Origin of the sequence: Rouxiella silvae (genome assembly GCF_002093625.1) — a bacterium.
Lineage (GTDB): Bacteria > Pseudomonadota > Gammaproteobacteria > Enterobacterales > Enterobacteriaceae > Rouxiella > Rouxiella silvae.
Genome location: NZ_MRWD01000044.1, coordinates 1 through 19,791 on the forward strand (window position 1 = coordinate 1; position 19,791 = coordinate 19,791).

A 19,791-nucleotide genomic window follows, 5' to 3' on the forward strand; every position below is an offset into this window, starting at 1 on the left:
GTTATATTAATTCTTTGATTTTAATTCGATTAATGAAAACAACCCTTTTTATTTTAAATAGACTTGGGCATAATACTCACAAATAACGTAATCAAAACTAATTCAATTAAGAATATTAAATTCTGGAGACTCCTCGTGCTTAAAGAAGACATGATCAAGCAGCTCAATGAACAACTGAACCTTGAATTCTACTCGGCAAATTTATATTTGCAGATGAGTGCCTGGTGCAGTGATAAAGGTTTTGAAGGAGCGGCTGCATTCTTGATGGAGCACTCTCGCGAAGAGATGGACCACATGCATCGCCTGTTCAAATATGTCAGCGATACCGGCGCACTGCCGCTGTTGGGCACTATCGAAGCACCGCGCGCAGATTTTGAATCACTGTCTGACGTTTTCCATCTTGCTTACAAGCACGAGCAGCTGATCACCGAAGAGATTAACAAACTTGCCGACCTGGCAATGACCACCAAAGATTACTCTACCTTCAACTTCCTGCAGTGGTATGTCGCAGAGCAGCATGAAGAAGAGACTCTGTTCAAATCTGTGCTCGATAAACTCGGCCTGGTTAGCAACACCGGCAACGGCTTGTTCTTTGTCGATAAAGATCTAAAGAACATGGTGGGTCAATCGCCGATAGCCTAAGTTTTCTAAGTCTTGCATCAACGCAGAGCCTGATGATCACGCTCTGCGTTTTTTATTTTATCCTTAGTATTCATAAGATTATTCCCGCTCCCTCCCTGAACTTTTCGTGCGAAATCTGCGCAATTCTCTCATTCAGTAATCATTACCCATTAATTTTGACAGAATCTAGCGGCGGTTTGCGCTAAAGTTGCGCGTAAATTTCATGTTCAGCTAGCCAAGGATAAATTGTGTCTATTAAAAAACTGATGCGTCTGCGCACTTTCGGTACTGCCTGCGTTTTAGCTGCGGGTTTGATTTCACAACAGGCTTTTGCCCACGCCCATCTTAAAAGCGAGACTCCGGCGGCAGACAGCCAAGTCAGCGTTGCGCCAAGTGAACTGACATTAGGTTTCAGCGAAGGTGTCGAGCCAAACTTCAGCAAAGTTGAGGTTAGTGGTCCAGATAATAAATCTGTTAAAACCGGTGAGTTTAAGCTGGCCACCAACGACAATACTCAGGTTTTAATCTCCCTGCCTGCGCCGCTCACCAGTGGGAAGTATGTCGTTTCATGGCATGTTGTTTCCGTTGACGGACATAAAACCCAAGGTAAATACAGCTTCTCGGTGAAATAACGACATGAGTTTGGCGTCGCTTTTTGTTCTATGCCGATTTGTGCACTTTATTTCAGTGATGCAGCTCTTTGGTGCCTGTGTTTTTACCCGACTTTTATCGCCGGAAGGATTTTCGGCGGTTTTAGCGCGTAAAAACCAGACGCTAATTTTGACGTCAGCCTTCGTCTCGGCGTTTACCTCATTCCTGATGCTGGCAGTTCAGGCGGGAGTGATGGGCAACGGCTGGACAGACACCATCAACCTTAATGTTTGGTTGCTGGTACTGACTACCACCTTTGGTGATGTTTGGCGCTGGCATATGTTGATGTCAGTTTGCGCACTGTTACTGCTTCTCATCGACAGACTACCTGGGCGGTATCTGCTAGTGCTGCTGCTCAGTGCGGGAATGCTGGTAGGGCAGGCGCTGATCGGACACGCGGCGATGCGTGAAGGAGCGATGGGACTTTTGCAGCGCGCCAACCATGCATTGCACCTGCTCAGCGCAGCATATTGGTTCGGCAGCTTGGTTCCTTTGCTAACCTGCATGGCATTGACTCATCAATCCGCTTATCGACCGGCAGCAATTGTGACACTGCTGCGCTTTTCGACCTGGGGTCATATTGCCGTAGCCGTTGTGATATTGACCGGTGTAATTAATGGCGGACTGATTCTGCAACGTTGGCCCACCAATATGCATTCACCGTATGAATTACTGTTAGTGTGTAAAACCTTGCTAGTGGCAGTCATGGTCGTTGCTGCGGTCTATAACCGTTACCGGCTTGTACCGCAGCTTGCGCATCACTCGCCTCTTGCGCAGCAGCGAACAATAGCAGTTTGCTGGTTAGAGCTGGGTTTAGCCCTTTTGGTCATTGCTTTGGTAAGCCTTTTTGCTACCCTGTCTCCCAATTAAGCATCCAGATAATGCGTCATGGATGAGACTGGCAACAAGATTGATTTTGAAAAAGTGAAACGAGGAAGAGTCATGAAGAAAACACTGCTGGGGTGCCTGTTGTTCACCCTTTCTGCCAGCTGTTTTGCAGCCCCGCAAGTTGTTACCGTAAGCCGCCTGGAATATGGGAAAGCATGGGCCTTTACCCGTGAAGAAGTCATGCTGCAGTGTCGACCTGGTAAAGCCCTGTTCGTGATTAATGACAGCACGTTGGCCCAGTATCCTCTCAACGACGTTGCGACGCAGCTGGTCAAAGAGGGCAAGGTCAGCGCTCAGCCGTTGAGTATTATTCAGTTAGATGACCCTAAAAATCCCGGCCACAAAATGAGCCTGACTCCGTTCATCGAACGCGCCGTTACACTCTGCTAATTTTTGCACTCTCCAGAGGCTGACCCGTCGGCCTCTAAAAATTCCTGTTAACAAAGCTTACAGGGGTTAAATTCACAATGTTAATAGTATGTTTTGCGAATGTTGTCACAAAACCTTACTAATTTCGCAAAGTTATTATCACCACGCGTCAAACTTGCTGGTAAAGCATCCATCCTCGGCTACGCTTTAAGTTGTAAGGCTTAACCGCCTGCATCAATGCCAACTTTTAGCGCACGGCTCTCTCCCAAGAGCCATTTCCCTAGACCGAATATAGGAATCGTATTCGGTCTTTTTTTATGTTTTTGATTTATATGAATAAAAATTAGTGATACACGAAAATACACGAAATTTCCACGAAATATCATATTCGGTCTTTTACAGCATCTCGTATTCCTTGCCTCTTGTATCGAGGTATTTGTCCGTCATTTTCTCCGATTTATGCCCCAATAATCGCCTCGCAAAATCCTTTCCTTTCTCCTTCTCATATAGCCGACCAGCCAGGCTCCGGATCTCATGGAACGTTGGCGCATTCTCCTCAAAAACCAATCCACTCGCCTTCCTTGCTGCAACAAACTTCTTTGTCAGGCTATCTGGATGAAGGTAGCCATCTTGGCTGTTTTTCCTGAGCCCGGCACTAACCATAAAATTAGTGGTGCTGGCCTGACGACATTGCTCAACGATCTCACCAAGCTTTAGACCAGCTGCTTTTAGTTCCAGCTCCAGGGGGATCGAAAGCATTGCTCCCGTTTTTCCCTGTTCGATTTGCAGACGGCCATTTACAATGTGATCAAAGCGAAGCATTGCTACATCTTCGCGTCTCTGTCCTGTGGCCAGAGCTAAATCCATAGCCAGTGAGAACCATCGTGGCAAGGTGTCCGCCGCTCTCCTGATTGCTCTGTACTGCTCCAGCTCCAAGCGCTCACGTTTAACTGTGACCTTAGCTGATCGAGTTGGGCTTACCGGATTTGACACAACATGGCCCTCTACGACCGCTTCTCTGAATACGTCCGATAAGACGGAACGCATGGTTGCCGCCATTGATGATTTATCCTGAATAACCCAGGTTTCAAGAAATTCAGCAATATGTTTAGTGGTGACTTTGCTTAATACAATAGCGCCCATTCTTTCATCAATTACCGAGAGTTGGCCCTTACGCACTTTGTTTGTGTTTTCTGCTAATTTTCGCCTTTCGAAAATCACCGCATACCGTTTCAACCAGCTTGAAAGAGTAAGTTCGTCACCGCCTTTCAGCTTCTCCAGAAGGAGTACGGGCGAGTAGTTTTTATCGATGTAATTATTCGCCTCAATAGCCTGAGAAATAGCGTCCCTGCGAGCGATTACTCCTAAAGCAATTTCTTTACCTGTCAGCGGATTACGCCAGTAGTATGATTTATACTTTTTACGGTAAGTGAGATTTTTAGGTAAGTTTGCATCATACCTTGCGGGCCGCCGTGTCATTGATCACCTTCTGCATAAAAGCGCTTTTTGCTGGCTTATTGCTTTGTGCTTCTTTAATTTTCTCACCAGTTTTCACATCGGTGGGATTTACGTAAATCGCGTCTGTTCGAACTACGTATTGCCTGCCGTGCTTTTCAGGTGCCGGATAAATCTTCCCGTCACGGGCCCACCGCTGGAGTGTCTGCACCGTGGGTTTGTACTCTTTGTATTTGAGATCTCGCCACTCTTCTAACGTGAGCCACTTGCTCATTACGTCATATGCGGCCAATTGATTGCTTTTAGCGGCTTCTGGGGTTGGGTGTTCTCCGGCGGCCTTGGCGGTTTTTTGATTCATGGTCTTGCCTCTGTATTATGCGGGATATGGCGGTATCGGCGGCGATACATGCCCGGTCTATATCCTGCTGATTGATGGTCTTTTTTCTGATGCTGAAAGAGAGCTTCCCGATCTTTAAATCGAAATCAGTAAGTAGGCATTTGCCTGATTGCCATGGTTGCATTGCCGGGTCCTTTTATTGGTTTCCGGCAATGCTATCCAAGTGGGGTGGCTATTTCTGATTATCGATAATCAGTTTTGGGAAAGCCTGCTTTTCTCGGGTGAGCTTAACTTTTTCAGGAAAATGAAAACCCAGCTCGCTCCGGCTTTGAACTTCGATAATGCCGGTGGAACCGTCCGGAAACTGCACATGGACGGCATCTCCTTTTGAGAGGTACATTCTTAACATAATGATCCTTAATTCGGCCCCGCGGGACCGATGGCATTAACGAACTTGGAGGCTACGTGAACCGATTTCGATGTGTGCGCCAGGTACCTCAACGCCACTCTCAAGAGCTTCTTTGATGGCTTTTTTGTCCGGCGCGGAAATCATCTGCACATCAACTAACTCGTCTGGCAGGAGCTCCACGTTGTCTATGACTACGCTGGCCACGCCTTTACGTGCGGTGAATGTGTTAACAGGCGTTTTCAGCTTATCCAGCCCGGCAGCCAGCAGGCAACTGAGCACGTACTGCCGGAGGTGCTTAGCTTGATTTTCAAAGCTTCTTTTGCGGTCTGCCAATCGCTTGGCTTCCTCATCACAGGTTTTTGAGAGCCCTTCAAGGTTGCGGATAAACTTAAACGTATTGTCCAGCTTCTCCTCGAGCATGCCCTCAATGCTCTCGAGAGTGTCCGCAATCATCTCAGGAGTCAGCTCCTCTGAGGTTTCCAACAGTTGCTGTAATTTGTTGTAGTCTGCGGCTAATGCGATAGCTGTTGTGCTCATGCTGTTTCCCCTTGAAGTTGGTTAATGCGGGCAGTTTTGATTTCTGACAGGCGGCGGAGTCGTCCGGCGAGATACTTAGCTCGTTCTGGATCGCCTTTGGCTTCTGCATCTTTGCGGTGAATATCAATCTCACGGGCCACTGTCTTGAATATTTTCTCGGCCTCATTAGTAGTGACAGCCTTTTCAATGCTGGTGGCATTCTTACTTAGCTTTTCATCAAATTCAGTGCGTGCGGTGGCAATGTCCTCAGCTTTATCGCTGGCGTTCTTAAGGGCAAATTCCTGCTTAACCTCGTTGCGATAAGCTTGATCATCGTAAAGACCCAAGAACACATCTGCAGAAAAGCCAAGTAGCGATAGAGCCTTTTTGACTGCGTCGGTTAGAGACTTTTTAGGAGCTTCGCCATCGGTAGTTAATCCGTATTTGGTGTTGTAGAGATACTCTGTACAACCATAGGATTGGATGTGGCATTTTTCCCCATCCAGCCGATACCAAAAATCAATCAGTACCGTATGATTCAGCTCGCATACCGCATTTCCGTCGGCATCACGTACTATTCTGCTACCAGCAGGTTTACCAGAATCATCGGTGATCTTTTCGGTGATAGGCGCTCCTTTATCAAAGCGCTCCTCATCGATGTTGTAACCCCAGCCTTTTCCTATAGGGCCGAAAATTTCTGTAGCGCGCATCATCATGTAGGTACCGTTGATCGAAGTGCCGCCGCCGTTATTGCTAAAGGCCTTGGTAAATTTCTCATCGGTCTTTTGCACGCTCCGCCAGATGCTTAGATTTTTCTGGGCATCTACCGGGAGTTTTTCGATTTCTTTATCGAGGTTTTCAATAGCGGCCGGGGCTGCTTCTTGAACCTGCACTAACTGTTTCTCGACTTCTTTTGCGGTGCTAGCTTGCTCGATGACAACTGCAGCAGCGGCAACCTCAGGCTTACCTTCTTGTTGTTGCTTTTCAATCAGCGGCTTATTTTCACTAGCCTTTTCGCCCGTCAAACCCTCTATGCTGAAAGCGCCATTACCCAGATTTTGAACTGTGACTTCTGCCTCAGGTGGCTTGGCACCTAGGTTTGATAGGTACGTAGCAATGACATGCGAACGTTCGAGGTTATTAACGGTATTCAGAGGCTTTCTTTTGCATAACTCTTGGACCAGACCGACAATTACTTCACGGCTGTGACATGTCACACCATCAACGGCGCGTATTGATCCAGAGAATGCGCGGAAAGATTTATCCTCGTTCTCTCTGAGCATTTCCCGTGCCTGATTGACTAGCGCAGGTGAAGGGGAGGCGATGTCCACTCCGCAAAGCGCCATAGCTATGTCCATATCAATTTCTTGCAGTGTCCGTGCGGGAGTACTTGCCGGTGCGGGGCGTTCAGTTGGTTTATTCACCCAGTGTTGAGCGAATGCCAATACCTTAGATACGGACAACACCGGGTTATATTTTGCATAGATAGCCTGAATCAGTTCGCGCATCGATGCCGGATACATTTGCTCGAGTGCTTTGATTTGTGAGAGAGCTTCAACGATGGTGCGGAACTGGATATCCGATTCATCATCAGCCAGTGCATCGCAGATCATTGAGTAATCAGATCCCTCAATTTCGTCTTGCTCGAAGAAGATGACTGCGGCGATCTTCTCCTTGAGGGATAGCTTTGCCACATCGAAGGGGCCAACATCTTGGCTTTCTTCATCAGCCTGCGCAATGACAACAGAGCGCCATATGCCATCGACATATTCGTTATCGATAGCAAAACGCTCGTCAAATTTGTCGAGTGCCGGCCGATTTGAGCCGTGGGCATCTTCTGTGACTTTTGGTTCGTTAAAGTTATCAGTAGCTGCAGGATATGCGTCATCTAACATCATGATCGCTTTGCCTTTGGCTCCTTTTAGTGAGTTGGCCTCTATAGCTATGGCCAGTGGTATGGCACCGGCCTTAACTGCCTTTTTGTTGGGTTCGAAAACACAGACATAAACTGTCATTTTGGTCTTGCCTCTTGGTCATGAAAAAATGGTCAGAACGGAAGATCGTTTGAATCGTCGTAAGCTGGCGCTGCTGGGATGTAGTCAATGCATAGCAATGATTGGACCTGGTCTTCCAGCAAGGCTTGTTTATGATTTGCGACTGCCAATATCTTTGCTTGAGATGAGCGCAGTTTTGCCACCTCAAGAGAAAGAATGTCATCGGGCTGTGGGACGTTAATGGTGACTTCAACGATACCTAATAGCACTGAATCTTCGGTATATTCAGAGCTATCAAACTCGCTGATTGATAGGTCGTATTCTTTGGTGTAAGAATTACGTTTTGCGGTGATAAACACTGGTTTTGTCAGCGTCTTAGGTAGTGCTCTCATAGCAACTCCTGATATACTATTTTCAAGGTCGATGGCGTAAGCCGTTGGTCTTGCCTCTGTTTACGGGTTGGTCCCCGTAAGCAATTCCCGGTTAACTTTGGTCGGTGACCCGGGGTAATCAAACCCACTTCGGTGGGTTTTTTTACGTCTGCATTTTGGTGCGGCTCTTTACCCGCCGTCAGAACGTGATAACTAAACTCATCAAACAGCTGCGCCGTTAATTACTCTCCGCAAATCATCCTAGTGTTCATATGCCCCAGGCGGCTACTTCGTGGGCTATCCGTGCCTACTTTGCGGTGTTTCGTTTTGATGGGACTAATGATGCTACTTTTGGTAGTGGTAGTCAACTACAAAAAGTAGAAAGTAATGACGTGAGATATTCCACTTGAAGTTAAGTGTTGATTCACAAAGAATTTAAAAGCCGACGGTGTCGGCTAGAGGTATTAGTAAAAGTCGTTAAATTGAAGGGGTAAGTGCTTGATTAGTCTTCCAAATATGAAAAGTTCATGCATTTCATTTGGCTCAATATAGAAAGGGGGGTAAGTCGGATTATCGGATAACACGGCTAGCTTTCTACCTTTAATTCGTTGTAATCGCTTAATGAAAGTTGAATCTTCGAAGTTAAAAACATATACGCCGTCACCAATGAAATGGTCAATTTTTGAATCAATAAAGAGCAAGTCTTTAGGTTTTAATGTTGGGGCCATACTATCACCATCAACATTTATCAGTTTTATACCTTCAAGCGTTTTTCTGCCAAAGAGTTCATATATTCGCTCCTTGGGGATCTCCATAGACCTGATTATTTCTGGAAAATCTGTGTTTTTGTAACCTGTTCCAGCAGAAGCGAAAACGTCTAACTGCTCTAATCTTTCTGTGTCTTTTTCAACTAAAACAATAGTGTCACCACCAACGCCATAATCTAAATACGCTGGCGACACACCGAAGTGATTGGCGATTTTAATCATCTTTTCGTCTCTGGGCTTCGCTGTGCCCATGGTATAACGCCGCGCCATCTCATATGAGACACCACATACATTTTTTAACGCTGACACCGACACATCTTGCTCAATCATTAGGCGATTAAGTCGGCTCGCGAAATCTTTATATTTTTCTTCATCTTCTACCATACGTAGAAGGTTACTTAGTTCTAGGAGTTTCGTCATTTCTATTTTTTGTAGTTGATTTTATCTACTTAAAGTAGCATTATGATTTCAATTAACACTCGGAGATCGTTATGTCTACTAAATCAAAAAATATTACACATGAGGCCGTGCGGGCGATTGGCTCAATTTCAGCCGTCTCTCGTCGCTTTGACTTCAAGTCTGTCCAATCGGTAGCAAACTGGATTAATCATGATCAAGTTCCTGCGGAAAGAGTTATTCAACTTTGTGCTTGGGGTAATTGGAAGGTTACGCCCCATGAATTACGGCCAGATATTTACCCAAATCCGGGAGATGGCGTCCCCGAAGTTTCATTAGCTTAATCATCAGCTATCTAAAAATCTGATTATCAATAATCAACTTGCGACAGGAGACGCATATGGACATCAACTTACTAAAAACCGAGTTGGAATCGTGGGCGGCAGAAGTAGGGCAAGAGCACGTAGCAATTGAGGTTAGCCGCTATTTTTTACTTCTTGGCGGTGGCCCACGCGTTCGGCTTCATCAAATTGAGCACAGCGGTGTCGCCGATTGGCGGGCAATAAATAACAACCGGCAGCAGATATTTAGATGGCTTCGCGGAGATTCACGCGCTTCAGCTCAAAAGCTTCAAGAGCTGGCCCCTGCGATTCAGGCCGCACTGCCGGCAGAACGACGAGCAAAACTAGATGGCGATGTATCGATGCTTTACCTGGTCTCGATCGCCATTCGCGAGTTTGCCGCTGCGATCATCGCCATCCTTCTAGATGACCGTGACATGTCACAGCGATTAGCAATAGCAAACTCGGCAATGGCAGCTATGGCACCAGTATTACAACTGCGGACGACCACCGCGTAAACAGAGGCAAGACCAATGCACAATTCGATGAACCAGATCACTTACCGGAATGGTTTCCAGCTTAATGGCCAACCGGCTACGGTTGAGGAAATTACACCGATTTTTGAAAAACGCCGTGCTGCCGCGCTTACTGTTTGGGAAGAATACGAGCAAAACAAAGCGCAGCTGCGCCAGATGCTGGATCTCTCACCAGAAGAGTATCAGCGGGCATGTCGCCAGATAGCTGACGCATTAGGGATTTGAATCTATGAGTATGACCCTAATGGCCAAGGCTATGAGCGTCAAAGTGGGTAGCCCTTTGCGTAAACTGGTACTGATTAAGCTGGCTGATAACGCCAACGATAAAGGCGAGTGCTGGCCTTCGTATGGCCACGTAGCTGAACAGTGTGAATGCAGTAAAAGCTCGGTAAAGGAACATATCGCGGCATTGATTAAGATGGGCTTTATTTCGAAAGAGAATCGTCTTGGTGTGAATAATGGAAAGGGGAATACCTCAAACGTTTACTACCTGACCCTTGAAAACCCTGTGCCGCGAGAAAGCATAGCCCCTGTGCCGTCAAAAAGCACAGGTGGGGTTTCTGCTGACTCCCCTGTGCCGTCAGAAAGCACACCCCCTGTGCCGCCTGCTGGCACCAGAATCAGTCACTCTTTTGAACCAGTCAATGAACCTATTGATACTCCGTCTGCTGACGCAGACGAACAGGAAGCGCCAAAAGTTAACGCAATAGATTTCACCAACGTTCTGTCGGCATATCACGAAATCGTGCCTGAAATGCCAGCGGTAAAACTTCTGACCGACTCTCGCAAAAAGACTTTCAGGAACTTCTGGAAGAAATTCAATTTCAATCAGGCTCGTTGGGAGGCGTATTTAACATACATCGCCGGTAACTGCCGCTGGATGCTGGAAGATAGGCCAAATGGCAACGGTGGATTCTGGAAGTGCAAAAACTTCGACTACCTGATGACTGAGCGCTGCTATGTGGCCGTGAAAGAGGAGCGTGCCAATGACCGATAACGTTATCGCATTACTGCCGCATAACATCGAGGCTGAACAGGCCGTGCTCGGTGGTCTGATGCTGAATACTGATGAGGACCGCTGCCAGACAGTCCTATCTATCCTGAAGCCTGACACGTTCCATTTGAGAGGTCATAGAGCCATTTATCTGGCATTGCGTGGATTGATCAAGACCCATCAGCCGACTGACCTCATTACCGTTAGCCACGCTCTTGAGTCGAAAGGGGAGTTGGATCTGATCGGCGGCTTCGGATATCTGGCCCAGCTTTGCCAGGTGCCAAGTGTGGCCAGCATGGTGAATTACGCGAGGATAGTCCGTGACAAAGCCGTGCAGCGCTACACGCTTGAAAAACTCTATTCCTGTATCGAGCTGGTTAACGCAAATAATGGGCAAGACATCGAGTCAAAACTATCCAGCGTCCAGCAGATGATTACCGCAGTCACCGATCATGCTCGTACTGGCCGAAAAGGGGGATTGCGTCCCGCCAGTGATGTAATCGGCGATTGGGTTGATGATATTGATCGCCGGTTTAGCGATCCGGATGGTGCGGCGGGGTTCACCCTGGGAATTGAAGATTTGGATCGTCTCATGGCACCTAAACAGACGCTTCGCGGCGCGCTGGTTGTAGTCGGTGCGCGGCCCAAAATGGGTAAGACATCCACCTACAACAAAATCGCCACACACTTTGCCCTTAATCATCGAGTGCCGACACTCGTTTTCAGTCTGGAAATGACAGACCGAGCGATCATTGAGCGCATGGTGGCACAGGAAGCCAAGGTGAATTCTGAAATCTTCTATGTTGGTGCGAAAAACGATAGCGATATGGCTCGAGCCATGGCGAAAGCGGGGGAGCTGGCAGAATCTAATCTAATGATCGATAGCACGCCCGGTGTAACGCTGGCTCACATTGAGGCGGAATGTCGCAAGGTAAAGCGGCAGCGCGGAGATATCGGTCTGGTGGCTGTAGATTACCTCACGTTAATGAAGCCCGAAGCAGCTGAGCGCCGAGACATTGCTTACGGTGATATCACTACCGGCCTAAAGAACCTGGCTAAGGAGCTGAATTGCGTGGTGCTGCTGCTGACCCAGCTTAACCGAAAATTGGAAGAGCGCGCAGATAAACGCCCACACCCTTCAGACAGTAAGGACTCTGGCCAGATTGAGCAGGATTGCGACGTATGGATCGGCCTCTATCGTGATGCCATCTATAACAAAAACTCAGACCCCACCTTAATGGAAATGATATTGCGTCTGAACCGCGAGGGAGCCAGTGGGACGGCGTACTCAAAAATGGTTGATGGCTCAATCAGAGATATAACCCATGAGGAGGGTGAAAGGCTGGCCCAGACAGGGCAAGAGCGTACAAACCGTTATAGCAAAAAATCCTTAAGCGAAGAATTCTAAACCACGCCTGACCAGCGTTTAAACCAAAGAGGCAAGACCAATGCACTCAGTTAACGATCTGATCGTAGACACTCGCTCAATTTTTGATGACGGCCGCGATTACACCGCGTGCGTACTGGACAATATCAACGCAGCGGCGCGTGCCAGAACCCGGACAAGTTATGTCCCACCTATTAAAGCAGCCCAAGTATCTAAGCCTGTAACTGAATCTGGCCCAATAGTGAAGATTGGGGAGCGTGCCAGCTATGGCCGTAATGTTTGCCGTGGCATTTACGAATTAGAGCTGCGTGGCCGCTCGGCTGACTACATCGCGATAGCTTTACGCATGCCACTTGGCCGTGTTGAGCACATTCTCAAACACGACACGGGAACTCGCAGAAAAATCTATCAAGAAGTGAATAGCGTACCGGCTCCGGCAGAGCGCGAAATAATGAAGCGCATGGCCGCAGAGACCAGGGCGTAGCTATGGGCCAGTCAGATTATCTACCACCTGGATTACCCCATAATCGATGTGAATGGCCGCAGGATCTTAGAGATTTGGAAAACCTCGATATGCGAGCCAGCGGTTTAATCAAAAACATAGTTTTGAAAAAGATCACCCGAGGCAGTGTTGAGCAGCAGATTAAGCAGGTTGACGAGCGGTACCGGGATCATTTCAAAGCACGCCTGAATTACTGGCGCGAATACCACGTAAACAGAGGCAAGACCAAATGAAAGACCAAACAGTAGAAAGCCTGATGCAAAAACTTGATGAAGCAACCACCCTGATTAATAAGCTGCGCCGTTCAGCAAAGCATTACCAGCGTGAGTGCTATACCTGGCGGCAGTGTGCACAGAAAGCAGAGGCCGAACTAGCCAAGCCTAAAGGCGACGCGGTGCCGGTGGCTTACTTGTACCAGTACGCTGGATGTGAAACCTGTGAGGGATTCAGAGACTGGCGCGAGGAGTTGAGTAGAGAGAGACCGCCTGAATGGATGATTAAAACAGGTAAGGTCACTGGATTAGTTGAGCTATTCACCCACGCCCAGCCGGTGCCGGTGGTTGTGTTGCCTCCCGCACCGACTGGTCATGATTGCCCTGAACACATTCAAGACCCTTTTTCTTGGGCGTGCGGCGCAGAATGGATGCTTATGCGTGTGCAGGATTCGCTTAAATCTGCCGATGGCGAGGGGGAGTTATGAGAACTGACGAACTAAAACAGCACATTGAAGAAACTGGGGAATCTGCATTTGAAATTCTATCTGATGCGCTGCCAAAGGTTTCAGCCAAATTTTATCGCCTTGAAAAGAGTATGGCTAAGTTACTTGATGAAGTTAGGGAGCATTTCCCAGAAGCTATATTTTACACGTCCGGTGGAGATGGTTTTGCGCTATCCCTTGGCGATACCCACTCTGGAAGAGGATGGCAACCAAACAATGAGCTTGTCGCAGTATTTGCTACTAAATTACATGTGGCGGGGGGTGACTGGTGATGAGCGATAAAATCAGTGAGCGTAAACCAGATGGCGGCCTTCAAGAGTGGATTGATTTCTACGAGATGGCTGCCGATGGCGACGAAGCCCCTACCGAACTATTGATGCTGCTTATCGAATTGCGTGCTCATCGCCGCCGCGCCGCCGAGGTTAAGCCGGTTGAACTGCCGGAAGCTGACTTAGTTTACTACACGGTAACGGATACGTTCGGGGATGAGGGATGCATGATGATCCCATTATCACTGGCGATAGCAGCCATCAAAGCCGCTGGCGGCACCGTGGCGGGTGAGTGATGGCTAAGTCCGCAGCAGAGCGCAAAGCCGCGCAGCGAGCACGGCAGGCCGCAGGCGGTGGCCGCAAGATGGAGCTGGTTCTCGATGAGCAAGAGGTGATCATGCTGGCGCAGAATTGCGCCCTTCGCCGCCCTCAGCGTGAGCCTTACGACATGGAAGAGTACATCACCATGCTGATACGCAAAGACAATACCGAGTTGCAAGCGCAGCTGGCAGAGCAGTCAAAGCGGAGCTGTGTCCGTTGTGGTGACCAATTGCCTGGTGATGCTGGTGGCTGCCCATTACACGGTGAGGCTGCATGCTGGCAGAGTTGGGGATGGCAAGAGTTGAAATTGAAAAATTGCTAAATAGATTTTGAAAGCTTGCATCAAGGCCCACAATAGGTGGGCCTTGATGTTTAGTGTCCCTGAGTGATCGCCACGGATTTAAAGATTTGAATTCCGATCCAAAGTACAGCAGGGAGGCCCAACAAAATACTTACGACCCATATAATTATAGATGTTTTAGATTCTGCAATTTTAGTTGTAACATCCGACGAACTTTTTTCAATAGCACCTTTAAGTTCAATGCTTTGACTTGCTAAACTTTGGTCAAATAGTGTTTTCTGATTATCAATCCTGACTGATAACTGATCATTCCGAACATCAATTTTATCAGCGATTTTTTCAAATCCTTGATCGATTTTATCGCTTAATCGCTCAAATTTTGAGTCATAGGAAGAAATCTTAGATTCAATTCCTGACAGTGACCCACGGATACCAGTCAATGTTGAATCAATTGAGTCGACTTTCCTTTCGAGACTTTCGAGACGTTTTTCCATGTTGGAACCTCCATTATCTCCTCCACCAAGACTGTTGGTTTGTGTGGGAGGAGACTTCAATACTGGACTTACACCAGTTTGAAAGTCAGCAATAAAACTGCTTAAGCTTTCTTGCACACCAGAATGACTTTCTTGAAGTTTCGTCATCGATGTCATCAACCAACTAATTTGACTGCTTTGGGTGCTTCCGCCGCCAGGCACTGGAGCGTTAGGCGTGGGTACACCGTTGTCTGGGGTATTATCAGAAGGCATAGGCGCCATTTTTACAGCCCCTTACTCGTCAGCCACTCCCAAACACCCCTGTTGTGGAACCCAAAATACGAAGCAAACAATACAACAATTACAGTTCCACCTTCACCATTACTAAAAGCTGCTTTTTCACAAAGCTCCTTAGGAGTATTGATCATAGCTGAGCTCACAAACCATTGCTTGTCGTCAACCTTGTAAATATCACTCGGAGGAAAAGTGTTGTTTAATTTTTTTTCAACTTCGACAGGGGTGCTTGTTGCTACCACTGAAAAGACGGGCATTACTACCTCCAACCGTGCATGTAAAACTATAAGTTCTACAGTATAAATTCTTGTATTATTCAAGACAATGAACCGTCTGAAAGGTTCACGCAAGATATTTTAAATGTTATTCTAACATAGACGACATGAACAATCGTTAAACTCATCAACAGCTGTGCCATCAACCGGAGAGGAAGATGGCTCAGTATTCTTTTATCAAATCACAAGGCGGCGTGCTGCTTCCGGCAACACCGGATACAGTCGATTTCGTCAGCAATAAGCTTAAATTAGGCGCGTTACTCACAGCCGATTTTAAGCGTGTCCGCAATCCAGCATTCCACCGCAAGTTTTTTTCCCTGCTCAATTTAGGCTTCGAGTATTGGGAACCGGTCGGCGGTACGATATCCCCATCAGAAAAAAGGCTGCTTCGCGGATACGTTAGGCATCTGGCCTCGTACGCTGGAAGCGAAGATGCGCTAAGCGCAGTTGCGGATGAGTACTTTGCAACGGTCAGCTCCCGCCGCGCCGCAAACATTTCAACAACCAAATCATTTGAGGCTTTTCGCCGTTGGGTAACCATCGAAGCGGGGCATTTTGACGTCTTCCAATTGCCGGACGGCTCTCTGCTTAAAGAACCGCGTTCGATCTCCTTTGCCAAAATGGACGAGCTCGAGTTTAACGACCTTTTCAAAGCTACCCTCGACGTTCTTTGGACCTTCATTCTTTCAAAGTCTTTCACTGACCAGCAAGCTGTTGAAAACGCCGCATCCCAACTTATGGGGTATGCCGCATGAGCAAACTGCGAAAAGAGGCAAAAGGGCGCGAATGCCAAATACGGATCTCCGGCATATGCAATGGCAATCCTGAAACTGTGGTGCTGGCGCACTATCGCCTTTCGGGAACGTGCGGTACCGGAATTAAGCCGGATGACGAGCAGGGCGCGCATAGTTGTAGCGCATGCCACGACGAATGCGACCGCAGAACAAAGTTCATTGATGCCGACACAGCTCGGCTTTATCACGCTGAAGGGGTCATGAGAACCCAATACATTCTAAAAAGAGAGGGAAAGCTATGATTTATCCTGAGAACGTTGGCCCTGCAGGGGATGAATTGCATTTGAAAACCCTCGAGAGCATTTGGCTGGTGGGTAAATTGAAGATGTGGGGCCGCTGGTCGCGGATCAGCAGCAATAGTTCTGTAAATGGGGTATTCGCTCGGCTGCTGGCCAAAGATAAAATCAGTAAGACCGCACTGAACTCAGCTATTAAAAAGCTGAATCAGGCCGGGATATCAAAAGAGGAGCTATTCCAGTATTTCGGAAACCTCGATCAGCAAAAGACGCATAGCAGCCTGACGCACTGTACCGATACCGAGGGGCTGCTGATTGATGGAGTCATCGGTGTGGCCTTATTCGATACGCCTGGGCTGATTACTATCGTGAAAGATCGTTATGTTAAGGGGTTGAGCAAAAAGGAGATGGCTGAGGACTTACAGGCGGCATTCCCTAAACTTTCATTACGCACCTGCCAGCGCCGGATCGACACCTGGTTAGTTGCAAGTGAGATCATTCTCTTTACGGCGATGTTCGAGGCTTTTGAAAAAGGAATTGAGCAAGACGATAAAAAAGCATTGACTATTTGACATTAAAATATAGGATTTGTGTATAAGCTCGCGCAAATGCAACGCAAGCGAAGGACTCGAAAGGAACCCGCCACTGTGCGGGTTTTTTTATACCCAAAATACACCCTCAAATTTGTAAAGCTGCCACTTTGGCGGCTTTTTTCGTCTTAGCGCCTTGCCACCCACTCCCCTGCAGGTTTGTTCTCCGGTTGGGCGCTATTCCCCCTGACTACAGAACACAGCCAACATTAGTTGGAGGTGGAGACTATGAAAATGAACCAACAAGGTGACAGCTGGTGGACGCATTTCTGGGCCACATTGACGGCATTGGCCAGCGCTGCGGGCCTGACAACGGAACAGTGGATTTATGTTTTGTGCGCCATTTTCGGTGCAGTGCTTTCGTTTAATTCTTACCGTAACAATAAGCGCGCATTGAAAGCGCGTCAGATCCAGGATGAGAAACGCACTAATGCCCTGCAGGCTTATTTGGCTGGCAGGAAAAATAACAGCGCCGTCGATCCTGCAACGGTCGCAGGCGAAGTGAAAAACGTTATTGGCGAACTGGAAGAGGCAGATCACTAATGGCCATGTCACCGGAATTACGGAGCAAGATAGTTAAGTTAGGCGGAGCAACCGCATTAACAATAGCGATTGCGCTGCTCGGTGGACCGGACGGAGTAGAAGGCCAAAGGAGCACGCCATATAGGGACGTCGGCGGAGTCTGGACCGTATGCAGCGGAATAACAGGTCCTGACGTGATTCCCGGTCACCATTATTCTGACAAAGAATGTGATGCATTATTAAACAAACACTTGGCCCCTGTGAAAGTGGCCGTAGACGCAGCGGTCAAGATCCCGATCGACAATTACACGCGTGCTGCACTTTACTCGTTTGCTTATAACGTCGGTGTGACTGCATTCCGGCGTTCGTCTCTGCTGCGTCACGTTAACGCCGGTGACACGCTGGCCGCCTGTGATGATCTGCGCAAATGGGTTTACGTGAACAAGCAGCGTAACCGGGGGTTGGTGAATCGGCGCGAAATTGACAGGCAGGTATGCCTGCTGGGGCAAACATGATTAACAAAATCGCCGTTACCCTGACTGCCTTAATAATCGTGATATTTGGTGTGCTGCTTTTTTTCGCGTTTCACTATCACGGCAAAGCGGTTGCCGCCGCGGGCCAGATATCTCAACTGCAAAGCGATAACAGCTTGCAGAGCCAAACCGTGTCCACCCAAGCATTCAACTTTCAGCTATCAAACAAAATCGCCGCTGCAGCACAGCAATACGCGGTAAAGGTGACGGGAGACAGCCAGGAGAGAGAAATTGAATATCGCACAATCCTTAAAACGGAGCAGACCTGCTCTCTGGCTATTCCTGCTGATATCGCTAACGGGCTGTACGACTACGCGAACCGTCTACGTGCCAGCGCAATGTACACCGATACCAGCGGACCTGTTAAAGCCGTTGTTAGTGCCACTACCTCCCGCCGAATAACGTATTGCCAGGCTGTCCTTTGGATAGACCCGTTACTGACCCTTATTGACCAAGGCAACAATCAGTTGGCGAGCATTCGACAGTTTGAAAAAGAGAGGAAGTGATGTTCTCTAAAATTCTTGCATTTCTAACATCGATTTATTTGAAACCAGCCGCACCGGCTACCACAACTCAGGAACCTACCATGTCCAACGTTCTCGTATTGACCCTTATCGCTAATGGCGCCATCGCTGACGGCTCTGCTGTGAATACCATTCAAGCCAAAGTAACCGACGCTACCGGCGTGGCCGTTGCTGCTCAAATCGTCAGTCTGACCGCAGGTGCAGGCGTAGGTGTTAACATTCCAGCATCACTGGTTACTGACGCTAACGGCGTGGCTTCGGTAAATATCACCAGCGCAACTGCCGGCACTTATAACGTTACCGCGACACTGGCAGATGGTACGTCTCAAAACGTATCAGTGCTGTTCAACGCAGTAACATTAATCGGCACTGCTACAAGCGCAGCAACCCTGACGGCAGCAACCGCTACCGCTGCAGCACTGTCTCCGCTAGCTGAGCTCAAAGCGAAAACCGAGGCGTTCTTTGAGTTCGTTGAGCACGGCATTGAGGTATTGGGTGAGGAGGCAGAGGCCGAGCTAGTTTCTTTGAAAGAGAAGTATTGGTAAGATATCAATGATAAGTGATGAGTAATTTCGTCGTGAAAATTTGCTAATCAAAACCCTATCAGAAGACAAAAGAGAACGATATTCTAAGTGATATTTAACCTTCTAAGGAAAGCTTAATGTCATCTTGGGAATGTCCGTATTGTAGTAGATTAGCAACTGTAACAGCAGTAACCGGAAAGAAAAACGGTTTTGGATTCAGTGCTGATACAAAGTATGGCCCTCTTTACTTTTCCAGCCATGTGCACCTTTGCCCCAACCCAGAATGTCAAGAGTATACTTTTAAGACTGTTGTGCATGAGGGGGAAGTACACAATGGACTTGTCTATCAAGGGGAGAAAGTACTCCACACTTGGGTAAATAAGCCCCAAGGAATAGTAAAAAATTTTCCAGAATATATACCAAAAGTTATTTTGGATGATTACGAAGAAGCAGCACTAATCAAGGATTTATCACCAAAGGCGTCTGCAACGTTAGCCAGACGCTGTTTGCAAGGGATGCTTCGAGACTTTTGGAAAGTTAAACCAGCAAGGCTTGTAGATGAAGTTCTGGAAGTAAAAGAAAAAATATCACCAGATACCTGGCAAGCAATTGATGCAGTCAGGAATATTGGCAATATCGGTGCTCATATGGAAAATGACATCAATAAAATTATTGATGTCGATCCTGAAGAAGCTGAGCTGCTTATCCAATTAATCGAGACCCTAATCAAAGACTGGTATATAGATAGACACGAACGGCAAAAAAGAAACCAAAGCATCATTGATTCAGCTGCTAAAAAGAAAGCTGAAAAAAAAGCATCATAAACTACCGCCTACGGGCGGTTTTTTATTGCATCACCGAGTAGCTTTCCGAGGCTACTGCG

At 47.6% G+C, this 19,791-nt stretch carries 32 protein-coding genes; 23 read left to right on the top strand and 9 right to left on the bottom strand.

What is annotated here, in order from left to right; genetic code table 11:
• The first annotated feature begins 135 nt into the window (after positions 1-135).
• The 4 genes from ftnA to BS639_RS16965 all read left to right on the top strand — a co-directional run bounded on the left by ftnA (position 136) and on the right by BS639_RS16965 (position 2,550).
• The gene (gene ftnA, locus BS639_RS16950; RefSeq protein WP_055778627.1) at positions 136-642 is read left to right on the top strand and encodes a non-heme ferritin; all 507 of its coding nucleotides are present in this window, start codon (positions 136-138) and stop codon (positions 640-642) included.
• Positions 643-887: 245 nt separating this feature from the next.
• Positions 888-1,253, top strand: coding sequence for a copper homeostasis periplasmic binding protein CopC (gene copC / locus BS639_RS16955; protein WP_055779484.1), 366 nt, complete (start codon positions 888-890; stop codon positions 1,251-1,253).
• A gap of 4 nt (positions 1,254-1,257) precedes the next feature.
• Positions 1,258-2,142 (top strand): copper homeostasis membrane protein CopD, encoded by an 885-nt coding sequence (gene copD / locus BS639_RS16960; protein WP_084983692.1) that lies wholly within the window; start codon positions 1,258-1,260, stop codon positions 2,140-2,142.
• 72 nt (positions 2,143-2,214) lie between these two features.
• A complete protein-coding gene (locus BS639_RS16965) occupies positions 2,215-2,550 on the top strand; it encodes a YebY family protein (protein WP_055778620.1) in 336 nt (111 codons plus the stop codon).
• Positions 2,551-2,925: 375 nt separating this feature from the next.
• Here BS639_RS16965 and BS639_RS16970 read toward each other — a convergent pair whose 3' ends face one another.
• From BS639_RS16970 to BS639_RS17000, 7 genes are all read right to left on the bottom strand, one after another.
• The gene (locus tag BS639_RS16970; RefSeq protein ID WP_084983693.1) at positions 2,926-4,008 is read right to left on the bottom strand and encodes a tyrosine-type recombinase/integrase; all 1,083 of its coding nucleotides are present in this window, start codon (positions 4,006-4,008) and stop codon (positions 2,926-2,928) included.
• Positions 3,983-4,342, bottom strand: a complete 360-nt coding sequence (locus BS639_RS16975; protein ID WP_233427693.1) for an excisionase — start codon at positions 4,340-4,342, stop codon at positions 3,983-3,985. Before BS639_RS16975 ends, BS639_RS16970 begins: the two co-directional genes overlap by 26 nt.
• Positions 4,343-4,553: 211 nt before the next feature.
• Positions 4,554-4,730: a hypothetical protein gene (locus tag BS639_RS25010; protein ID WP_173882108.1), complete on the bottom strand. Its 177-nt coding sequence runs from the start codon at positions 4,728-4,730 to the stop codon at positions 4,554-4,556.
• Positions 4,731-4,766: 36 nt separating this feature from the next.
• Positions 4,767-5,267, bottom strand: coding sequence for a siphovirus Gp157 family protein (locus BS639_RS16985; protein ID WP_084983695.1), 501 nt, complete (start codon positions 5,265-5,267; stop codon positions 4,767-4,769).
• On the bottom strand, positions 5,264-7,261 hold the full coding sequence (locus tag BS639_RS16990; RefSeq protein ID WP_084983696.1) for a hypothetical protein: 1,998 nt from the start codon (positions 7,259-7,261) through the stop codon (positions 5,264-5,266). Before BS639_RS16990 ends, BS639_RS16985 begins: the two co-directional genes overlap by 4 nt.
• A 32-nt stretch (positions 7,262-7,293) precedes the next feature.
• Complete coding sequence (locus BS639_RS16995) at positions 7,294-7,632, bottom strand: hypothetical protein (protein WP_084983697.1); 339 nt, start codon at positions 7,630-7,632, stop codon at positions 7,294-7,296.
• A 443-nt stretch (positions 7,633-8,075) separates the two neighbouring features.
• The gene (locus BS639_RS17000) at positions 8,076-8,762 is read right to left on the bottom strand and encodes an XRE family transcriptional regulator (RefSeq protein WP_233427695.1); all 687 of its coding nucleotides are present in this window, start codon (positions 8,760-8,762) and stop codon (positions 8,076-8,078) included.
• A 107-nt stretch (positions 8,763-8,869) separates the two neighbouring features.
• Between BS639_RS17000 and BS639_RS17005 the strand changes: the two genes are divergently transcribed.
• From BS639_RS17005 to BS639_RS17055, 11 genes are read left to right on the top strand one after another with little or no spacing between them, the layout of a single operon-like run.
• Complete coding sequence (locus tag BS639_RS17005) at positions 8,870-9,118, top strand: transcriptional regulator (protein WP_084983699.1); 249 nt, start codon at positions 8,870-8,872, stop codon at positions 9,116-9,118.
• Between the two features lie 56 nt (positions 9,119-9,174).
• Positions 9,175-9,633 carry a toxin YdaT family protein gene (locus BS639_RS17010; RefSeq protein WP_084983700.1) on the top strand — a complete coding sequence of 153 codons (459 nt, stop codon included), beginning with the start codon at positions 9,175-9,177 and terminating at the stop codon, positions 9,631-9,633.
• Positions 9,634-9,648: 15 nt separating this feature from the next.
• Positions 9,649-9,876, top strand: coding sequence for a hypothetical protein (locus BS639_RS17015; protein WP_084983701.1), 228 nt, complete (start codon positions 9,649-9,651; stop codon positions 9,874-9,876).
• 4 nt (positions 9,877-9,880) lie between these two features.
• Positions 9,881-10,648 (top strand): helix-turn-helix domain-containing protein, encoded by a 768-nt coding sequence (locus tag BS639_RS17020; protein ID WP_084983702.1) that lies wholly within the window; start codon positions 9,881-9,883, stop codon positions 10,646-10,648.
• Complete coding sequence (locus BS639_RS17025) at positions 10,638-12,053, top strand: replicative DNA helicase (protein ID WP_084983703.1); 1,416 nt, start codon at positions 10,638-10,640, stop codon at positions 12,051-12,053. The genes BS639_RS17020 and BS639_RS17025 overlap by 11 nt, the downstream gene beginning before the upstream one ends.
• A 40-nt stretch (positions 12,054-12,093) precedes the next feature.
• Complete coding sequence (locus BS639_RS17030) at positions 12,094-12,516, top strand: hypothetical protein (RefSeq protein ID WP_084983704.1); 423 nt, start codon at positions 12,094-12,096, stop codon at positions 12,514-12,516.
• 2 nt (positions 12,517-12,518) lie between these two features.
• Positions 12,519-12,767, top strand: a complete 249-nt coding sequence (locus BS639_RS17035; protein ID WP_084983705.1) for a hypothetical protein — start codon at positions 12,519-12,521, stop codon at positions 12,765-12,767.
• Positions 12,764-13,234 (top strand): hypothetical protein, encoded by a 471-nt coding sequence (locus BS639_RS17040; protein ID WP_084983706.1) that lies wholly within the window; start codon positions 12,764-12,766, stop codon positions 13,232-13,234. The genes BS639_RS17035 and BS639_RS17040 overlap by 4 nt, the downstream gene beginning before the upstream one ends.
• Positions 13,231-13,524, top strand: a complete 294-nt coding sequence (locus BS639_RS17045) for a hypothetical protein (RefSeq protein ID WP_084983707.1) — start codon at positions 13,231-13,233, stop codon at positions 13,522-13,524. The genes BS639_RS17040 and BS639_RS17045 overlap by 4 nt, the downstream gene beginning before the upstream one ends.
• Positions 13,524-13,817: a hypothetical protein gene (locus BS639_RS17050; protein ID WP_084983708.1), complete on the top strand. Its 294-nt coding sequence runs from the start codon at positions 13,524-13,526 to the stop codon at positions 13,815-13,817. Before BS639_RS17045 ends, BS639_RS17050 begins: the two co-directional genes overlap by 1 nt.
• Positions 13,817-14,164, top strand: coding sequence for a hypothetical protein (locus BS639_RS17055; RefSeq protein ID WP_084983709.1), 348 nt, complete (start codon positions 13,817-13,819; stop codon positions 14,162-14,164). The genes BS639_RS17050 and BS639_RS17055 overlap by 1 nt, the downstream gene beginning before the upstream one ends.
• A gap of 50 nt (positions 14,165-14,214) precedes the next feature.
• Here the strand turns inward: BS639_RS17055 and BS639_RS24740 are convergent, their stop codons facing one another.
• The gene (locus tag BS639_RS24740; protein ID WP_139804126.1) at positions 14,215-14,898 is read right to left on the bottom strand and encodes a coiled-coil domain-containing protein; all 684 of its coding nucleotides are present in this window, start codon (positions 14,896-14,898) and stop codon (positions 14,215-14,217) included.
• A 2-nt stretch (positions 14,899-14,900) separates the two neighbouring features.
• Complete coding sequence (locus BS639_RS17065) at positions 14,901-15,167, bottom strand: hypothetical protein (protein WP_084983711.1); 267 nt, start codon at positions 15,165-15,167, stop codon at positions 14,901-14,903.
• Between the two features lie 176 nt (positions 15,168-15,343).
• Here BS639_RS17065 and BS639_RS17070 point away from each other — a divergent pair, with 176 nt between their 5' ends.
• The 8 genes from BS639_RS17070 to BS639_RS17105 all read left to right on the top strand — a co-directional run bounded on the left by BS639_RS17070 (position 15,344) and on the right by BS639_RS17105 (position 19,732).
• Complete coding sequence (locus BS639_RS17070) at positions 15,344-15,940, top strand: DUF1367 family protein (protein WP_084983712.1); 597 nt, start codon at positions 15,344-15,346, stop codon at positions 15,938-15,940.
• A complete protein-coding gene (locus BS639_RS17075) occupies positions 15,937-16,221 on the top strand; it encodes a DUF1364 domain-containing protein (protein ID WP_084983713.1) in 285 nt (94 codons plus the stop codon). The genes BS639_RS17070 and BS639_RS17075 overlap by 4 nt, the downstream gene beginning before the upstream one ends.
• Positions 16,218-16,787, top strand: a complete 570-nt coding sequence (locus BS639_RS17080) for a DUF1133 family protein (RefSeq protein ID WP_084983714.1) — start codon at positions 16,218-16,220, stop codon at positions 16,785-16,787. Before BS639_RS17075 ends, BS639_RS17080 begins: the two co-directional genes overlap by 4 nt.
• A gap of 246 nt (positions 16,788-17,033) precedes the next feature.
• Complete coding sequence (locus tag BS639_RS17085) at positions 17,034-17,348, top strand: hypothetical protein (RefSeq protein WP_084983715.1); 315 nt, start codon at positions 17,034-17,036, stop codon at positions 17,346-17,348.
• Positions 17,348-17,842 (top strand): lysozyme, encoded by a 495-nt coding sequence (locus tag BS639_RS17090; protein ID WP_084983716.1) that lies wholly within the window; start codon positions 17,348-17,350, stop codon positions 17,840-17,842. Before BS639_RS17085 ends, BS639_RS17090 begins: the two co-directional genes overlap by 1 nt.
• Positions 17,839-18,366: a hypothetical protein gene (locus BS639_RS17095; RefSeq protein ID WP_084983717.1), complete on the top strand. Its 528-nt coding sequence runs from the start codon at positions 17,839-17,841 to the stop codon at positions 18,364-18,366. The genes BS639_RS17090 and BS639_RS17095 overlap by 4 nt, the downstream gene beginning before the upstream one ends.
• Before the next feature lie 80 nt (positions 18,367-18,446).
• Complete coding sequence (locus BS639_RS17100) at positions 18,447-18,929, top strand: Ig-like domain-containing protein (RefSeq protein WP_158086938.1); 483 nt, start codon at positions 18,447-18,449, stop codon at positions 18,927-18,929.
• A 116-nt stretch (positions 18,930-19,045) separates the two neighbouring features.
• Positions 19,046-19,732, top strand: a complete 687-nt coding sequence (locus BS639_RS17105; RefSeq protein ID WP_084983719.1) for a DUF4145 domain-containing protein — start codon at positions 19,046-19,048, stop codon at positions 19,730-19,732.
• Positions 19,733-19,791: the final 59 nt, after the last annotated feature.

Bases quoted from the DNA above. Each gene is read 5' to 3' on its own strand.
- copC (WP_055779484.1), top strand. From the start codon at position 888: ATGCGTCTGCGCACTTTCGGTACTGCCTGCGTTTTAGCTGCGGGTTTG.
- copD (WP_084983692.1), top strand. From the start codon at position 1,258: ATGAGTTTGGCGTCGCTTTTTGTTCTATGCCGATTTGTGCACTTTATT.
- BS639_RS16965 (WP_055778620.1), top strand. From the start codon at position 2,215: ATGAAGAAAACACTGCTGGGGTGCCTGTTGTTCACCCTTTCTGCCAGC.
- BS639_RS16970 (WP_084983693.1), bottom strand. From the start codon at position 4,008: ATGACACGGCGGCCCGCAAGGTATGATGCAAACTTACCTAAAAATCTC.
- BS639_RS16975 (WP_233427693.1), bottom strand. From the start codon at position 4,342: ATGAATCAAAAAACCGCCAAGGCCGCCGGAGAACACCCAACCCCAGAA.
- BS639_RS25010 (WP_173882108.1), bottom strand. From the start codon at position 4,730: ATGTTAAGAATGTACCTCTCAAAAGGAGATGCCGTCCATGTGCAGTTT.
- BS639_RS16985 (WP_084983695.1), bottom strand. From the start codon at position 5,267: ATGAGCACAACAGCTATCGCATTAGCCGCAGACTACAACAAATTACAG.
- BS639_RS16990 (WP_084983696.1), bottom strand. From the start codon at position 7,261: ATGACAGTTTATGTCTGTGTTTTCGAACCCAACAAAAAGGCAGTTAAG.
- BS639_RS16995 (WP_084983697.1), bottom strand. From the start codon at position 7,632: ATGAGAGCACTACCTAAGACGCTGACAAAACCAGTGTTTATCACCGCA.
- BS639_RS17000 (WP_233427695.1), bottom strand. From the start codon at position 8,762: ATGGTAGAAGATGAAGAAAAATATAAAGATTTCGCGAGCCGACTTAAT.
- BS639_RS17005 (WP_084983699.1), top strand. From the start codon at position 8,870: ATGTCTACTAAATCAAAAAATATTACACATGAGGCCGTGCGGGCGATT.
- BS639_RS17010 (WP_084983700.1), top strand. From the start codon at position 9,175: ATGGACATCAACTTACTAAAAACCGAGTTGGAATCGTGGGCGGCAGAA.
- BS639_RS17015 (WP_084983701.1), top strand. From the start codon at position 9,649: ATGCACAATTCGATGAACCAGATCACTTACCGGAATGGTTTCCAGCTT.
- BS639_RS17020 (WP_084983702.1), top strand. From the start codon at position 9,881: ATGAGTATGACCCTAATGGCCAAGGCTATGAGCGTCAAAGTGGGTAGC.
- BS639_RS17025 (WP_084983703.1), top strand. From the start codon at position 10,638: ATGACCGATAACGTTATCGCATTACTGCCGCATAACATCGAGGCTGAA.
- BS639_RS17030 (WP_084983704.1), top strand. From the start codon at position 12,094: ATGCACTCAGTTAACGATCTGATCGTAGACACTCGCTCAATTTTTGAT.
- BS639_RS17035 (WP_084983705.1), top strand. From the start codon at position 12,519: ATGGGCCAGTCAGATTATCTACCACCTGGATTACCCCATAATCGATGT.
- BS639_RS17040 (WP_084983706.1), top strand. From the start codon at position 12,764: ATGAAAGACCAAACAGTAGAAAGCCTGATGCAAAAACTTGATGAAGCA.
- BS639_RS17045 (WP_084983707.1), top strand. From the start codon at position 13,231: ATGAGAACTGACGAACTAAAACAGCACATTGAAGAAACTGGGGAATCT.
- BS639_RS17050 (WP_084983708.1), top strand. From the start codon at position 13,524: ATGAGCGATAAAATCAGTGAGCGTAAACCAGATGGCGGCCTTCAAGAG.
- BS639_RS17055 (WP_084983709.1), top strand. From the start codon at position 13,817: ATGGCTAAGTCCGCAGCAGAGCGCAAAGCCGCGCAGCGAGCACGGCAG.
- BS639_RS24740 (WP_139804126.1), bottom strand. From the start codon at position 14,898: ATGGCGCCTATGCCTTCTGATAATACCCCAGACAACGGTGTACCCACG.
- BS639_RS17065 (WP_084983711.1), bottom strand. From the start codon at position 15,167: ATGCCCGTCTTTTCAGTGGTAGCAACAAGCACCCCTGTCGAAGTTGAA.
- BS639_RS17070 (WP_084983712.1), top strand. From the start codon at position 15,344: ATGGCTCAGTATTCTTTTATCAAATCACAAGGCGGCGTGCTGCTTCCG.
- BS639_RS17075 (WP_084983713.1), top strand. From the start codon at position 15,937: ATGAGCAAACTGCGAAAAGAGGCAAAAGGGCGCGAATGCCAAATACGG.
- BS639_RS17080 (WP_084983714.1), top strand. From the start codon at position 16,218: ATGATTTATCCTGAGAACGTTGGCCCTGCAGGGGATGAATTGCATTTG.
- BS639_RS17085 (WP_084983715.1), top strand. From the start codon at position 17,034: ATGAAAATGAACCAACAAGGTGACAGCTGGTGGACGCATTTCTGGGCC.
- BS639_RS17090 (WP_084983716.1), top strand. From the start codon at position 17,348: ATGGCCATGTCACCGGAATTACGGAGCAAGATAGTTAAGTTAGGCGGA.
- BS639_RS17095 (WP_084983717.1), top strand. From the start codon at position 17,839: ATGATTAACAAAATCGCCGTTACCCTGACTGCCTTAATAATCGTGATA.
- BS639_RS17100 (WP_158086938.1), top strand. From the start codon at position 18,447: ATGTCCAACGTTCTCGTATTGACCCTTATCGCTAATGGCGCCATCGCT.
- BS639_RS17105 (WP_084983719.1), top strand. From the start codon at position 19,046: ATGTCATCTTGGGAATGTCCGTATTGTAGTAGATTAGCAACTGTAACA.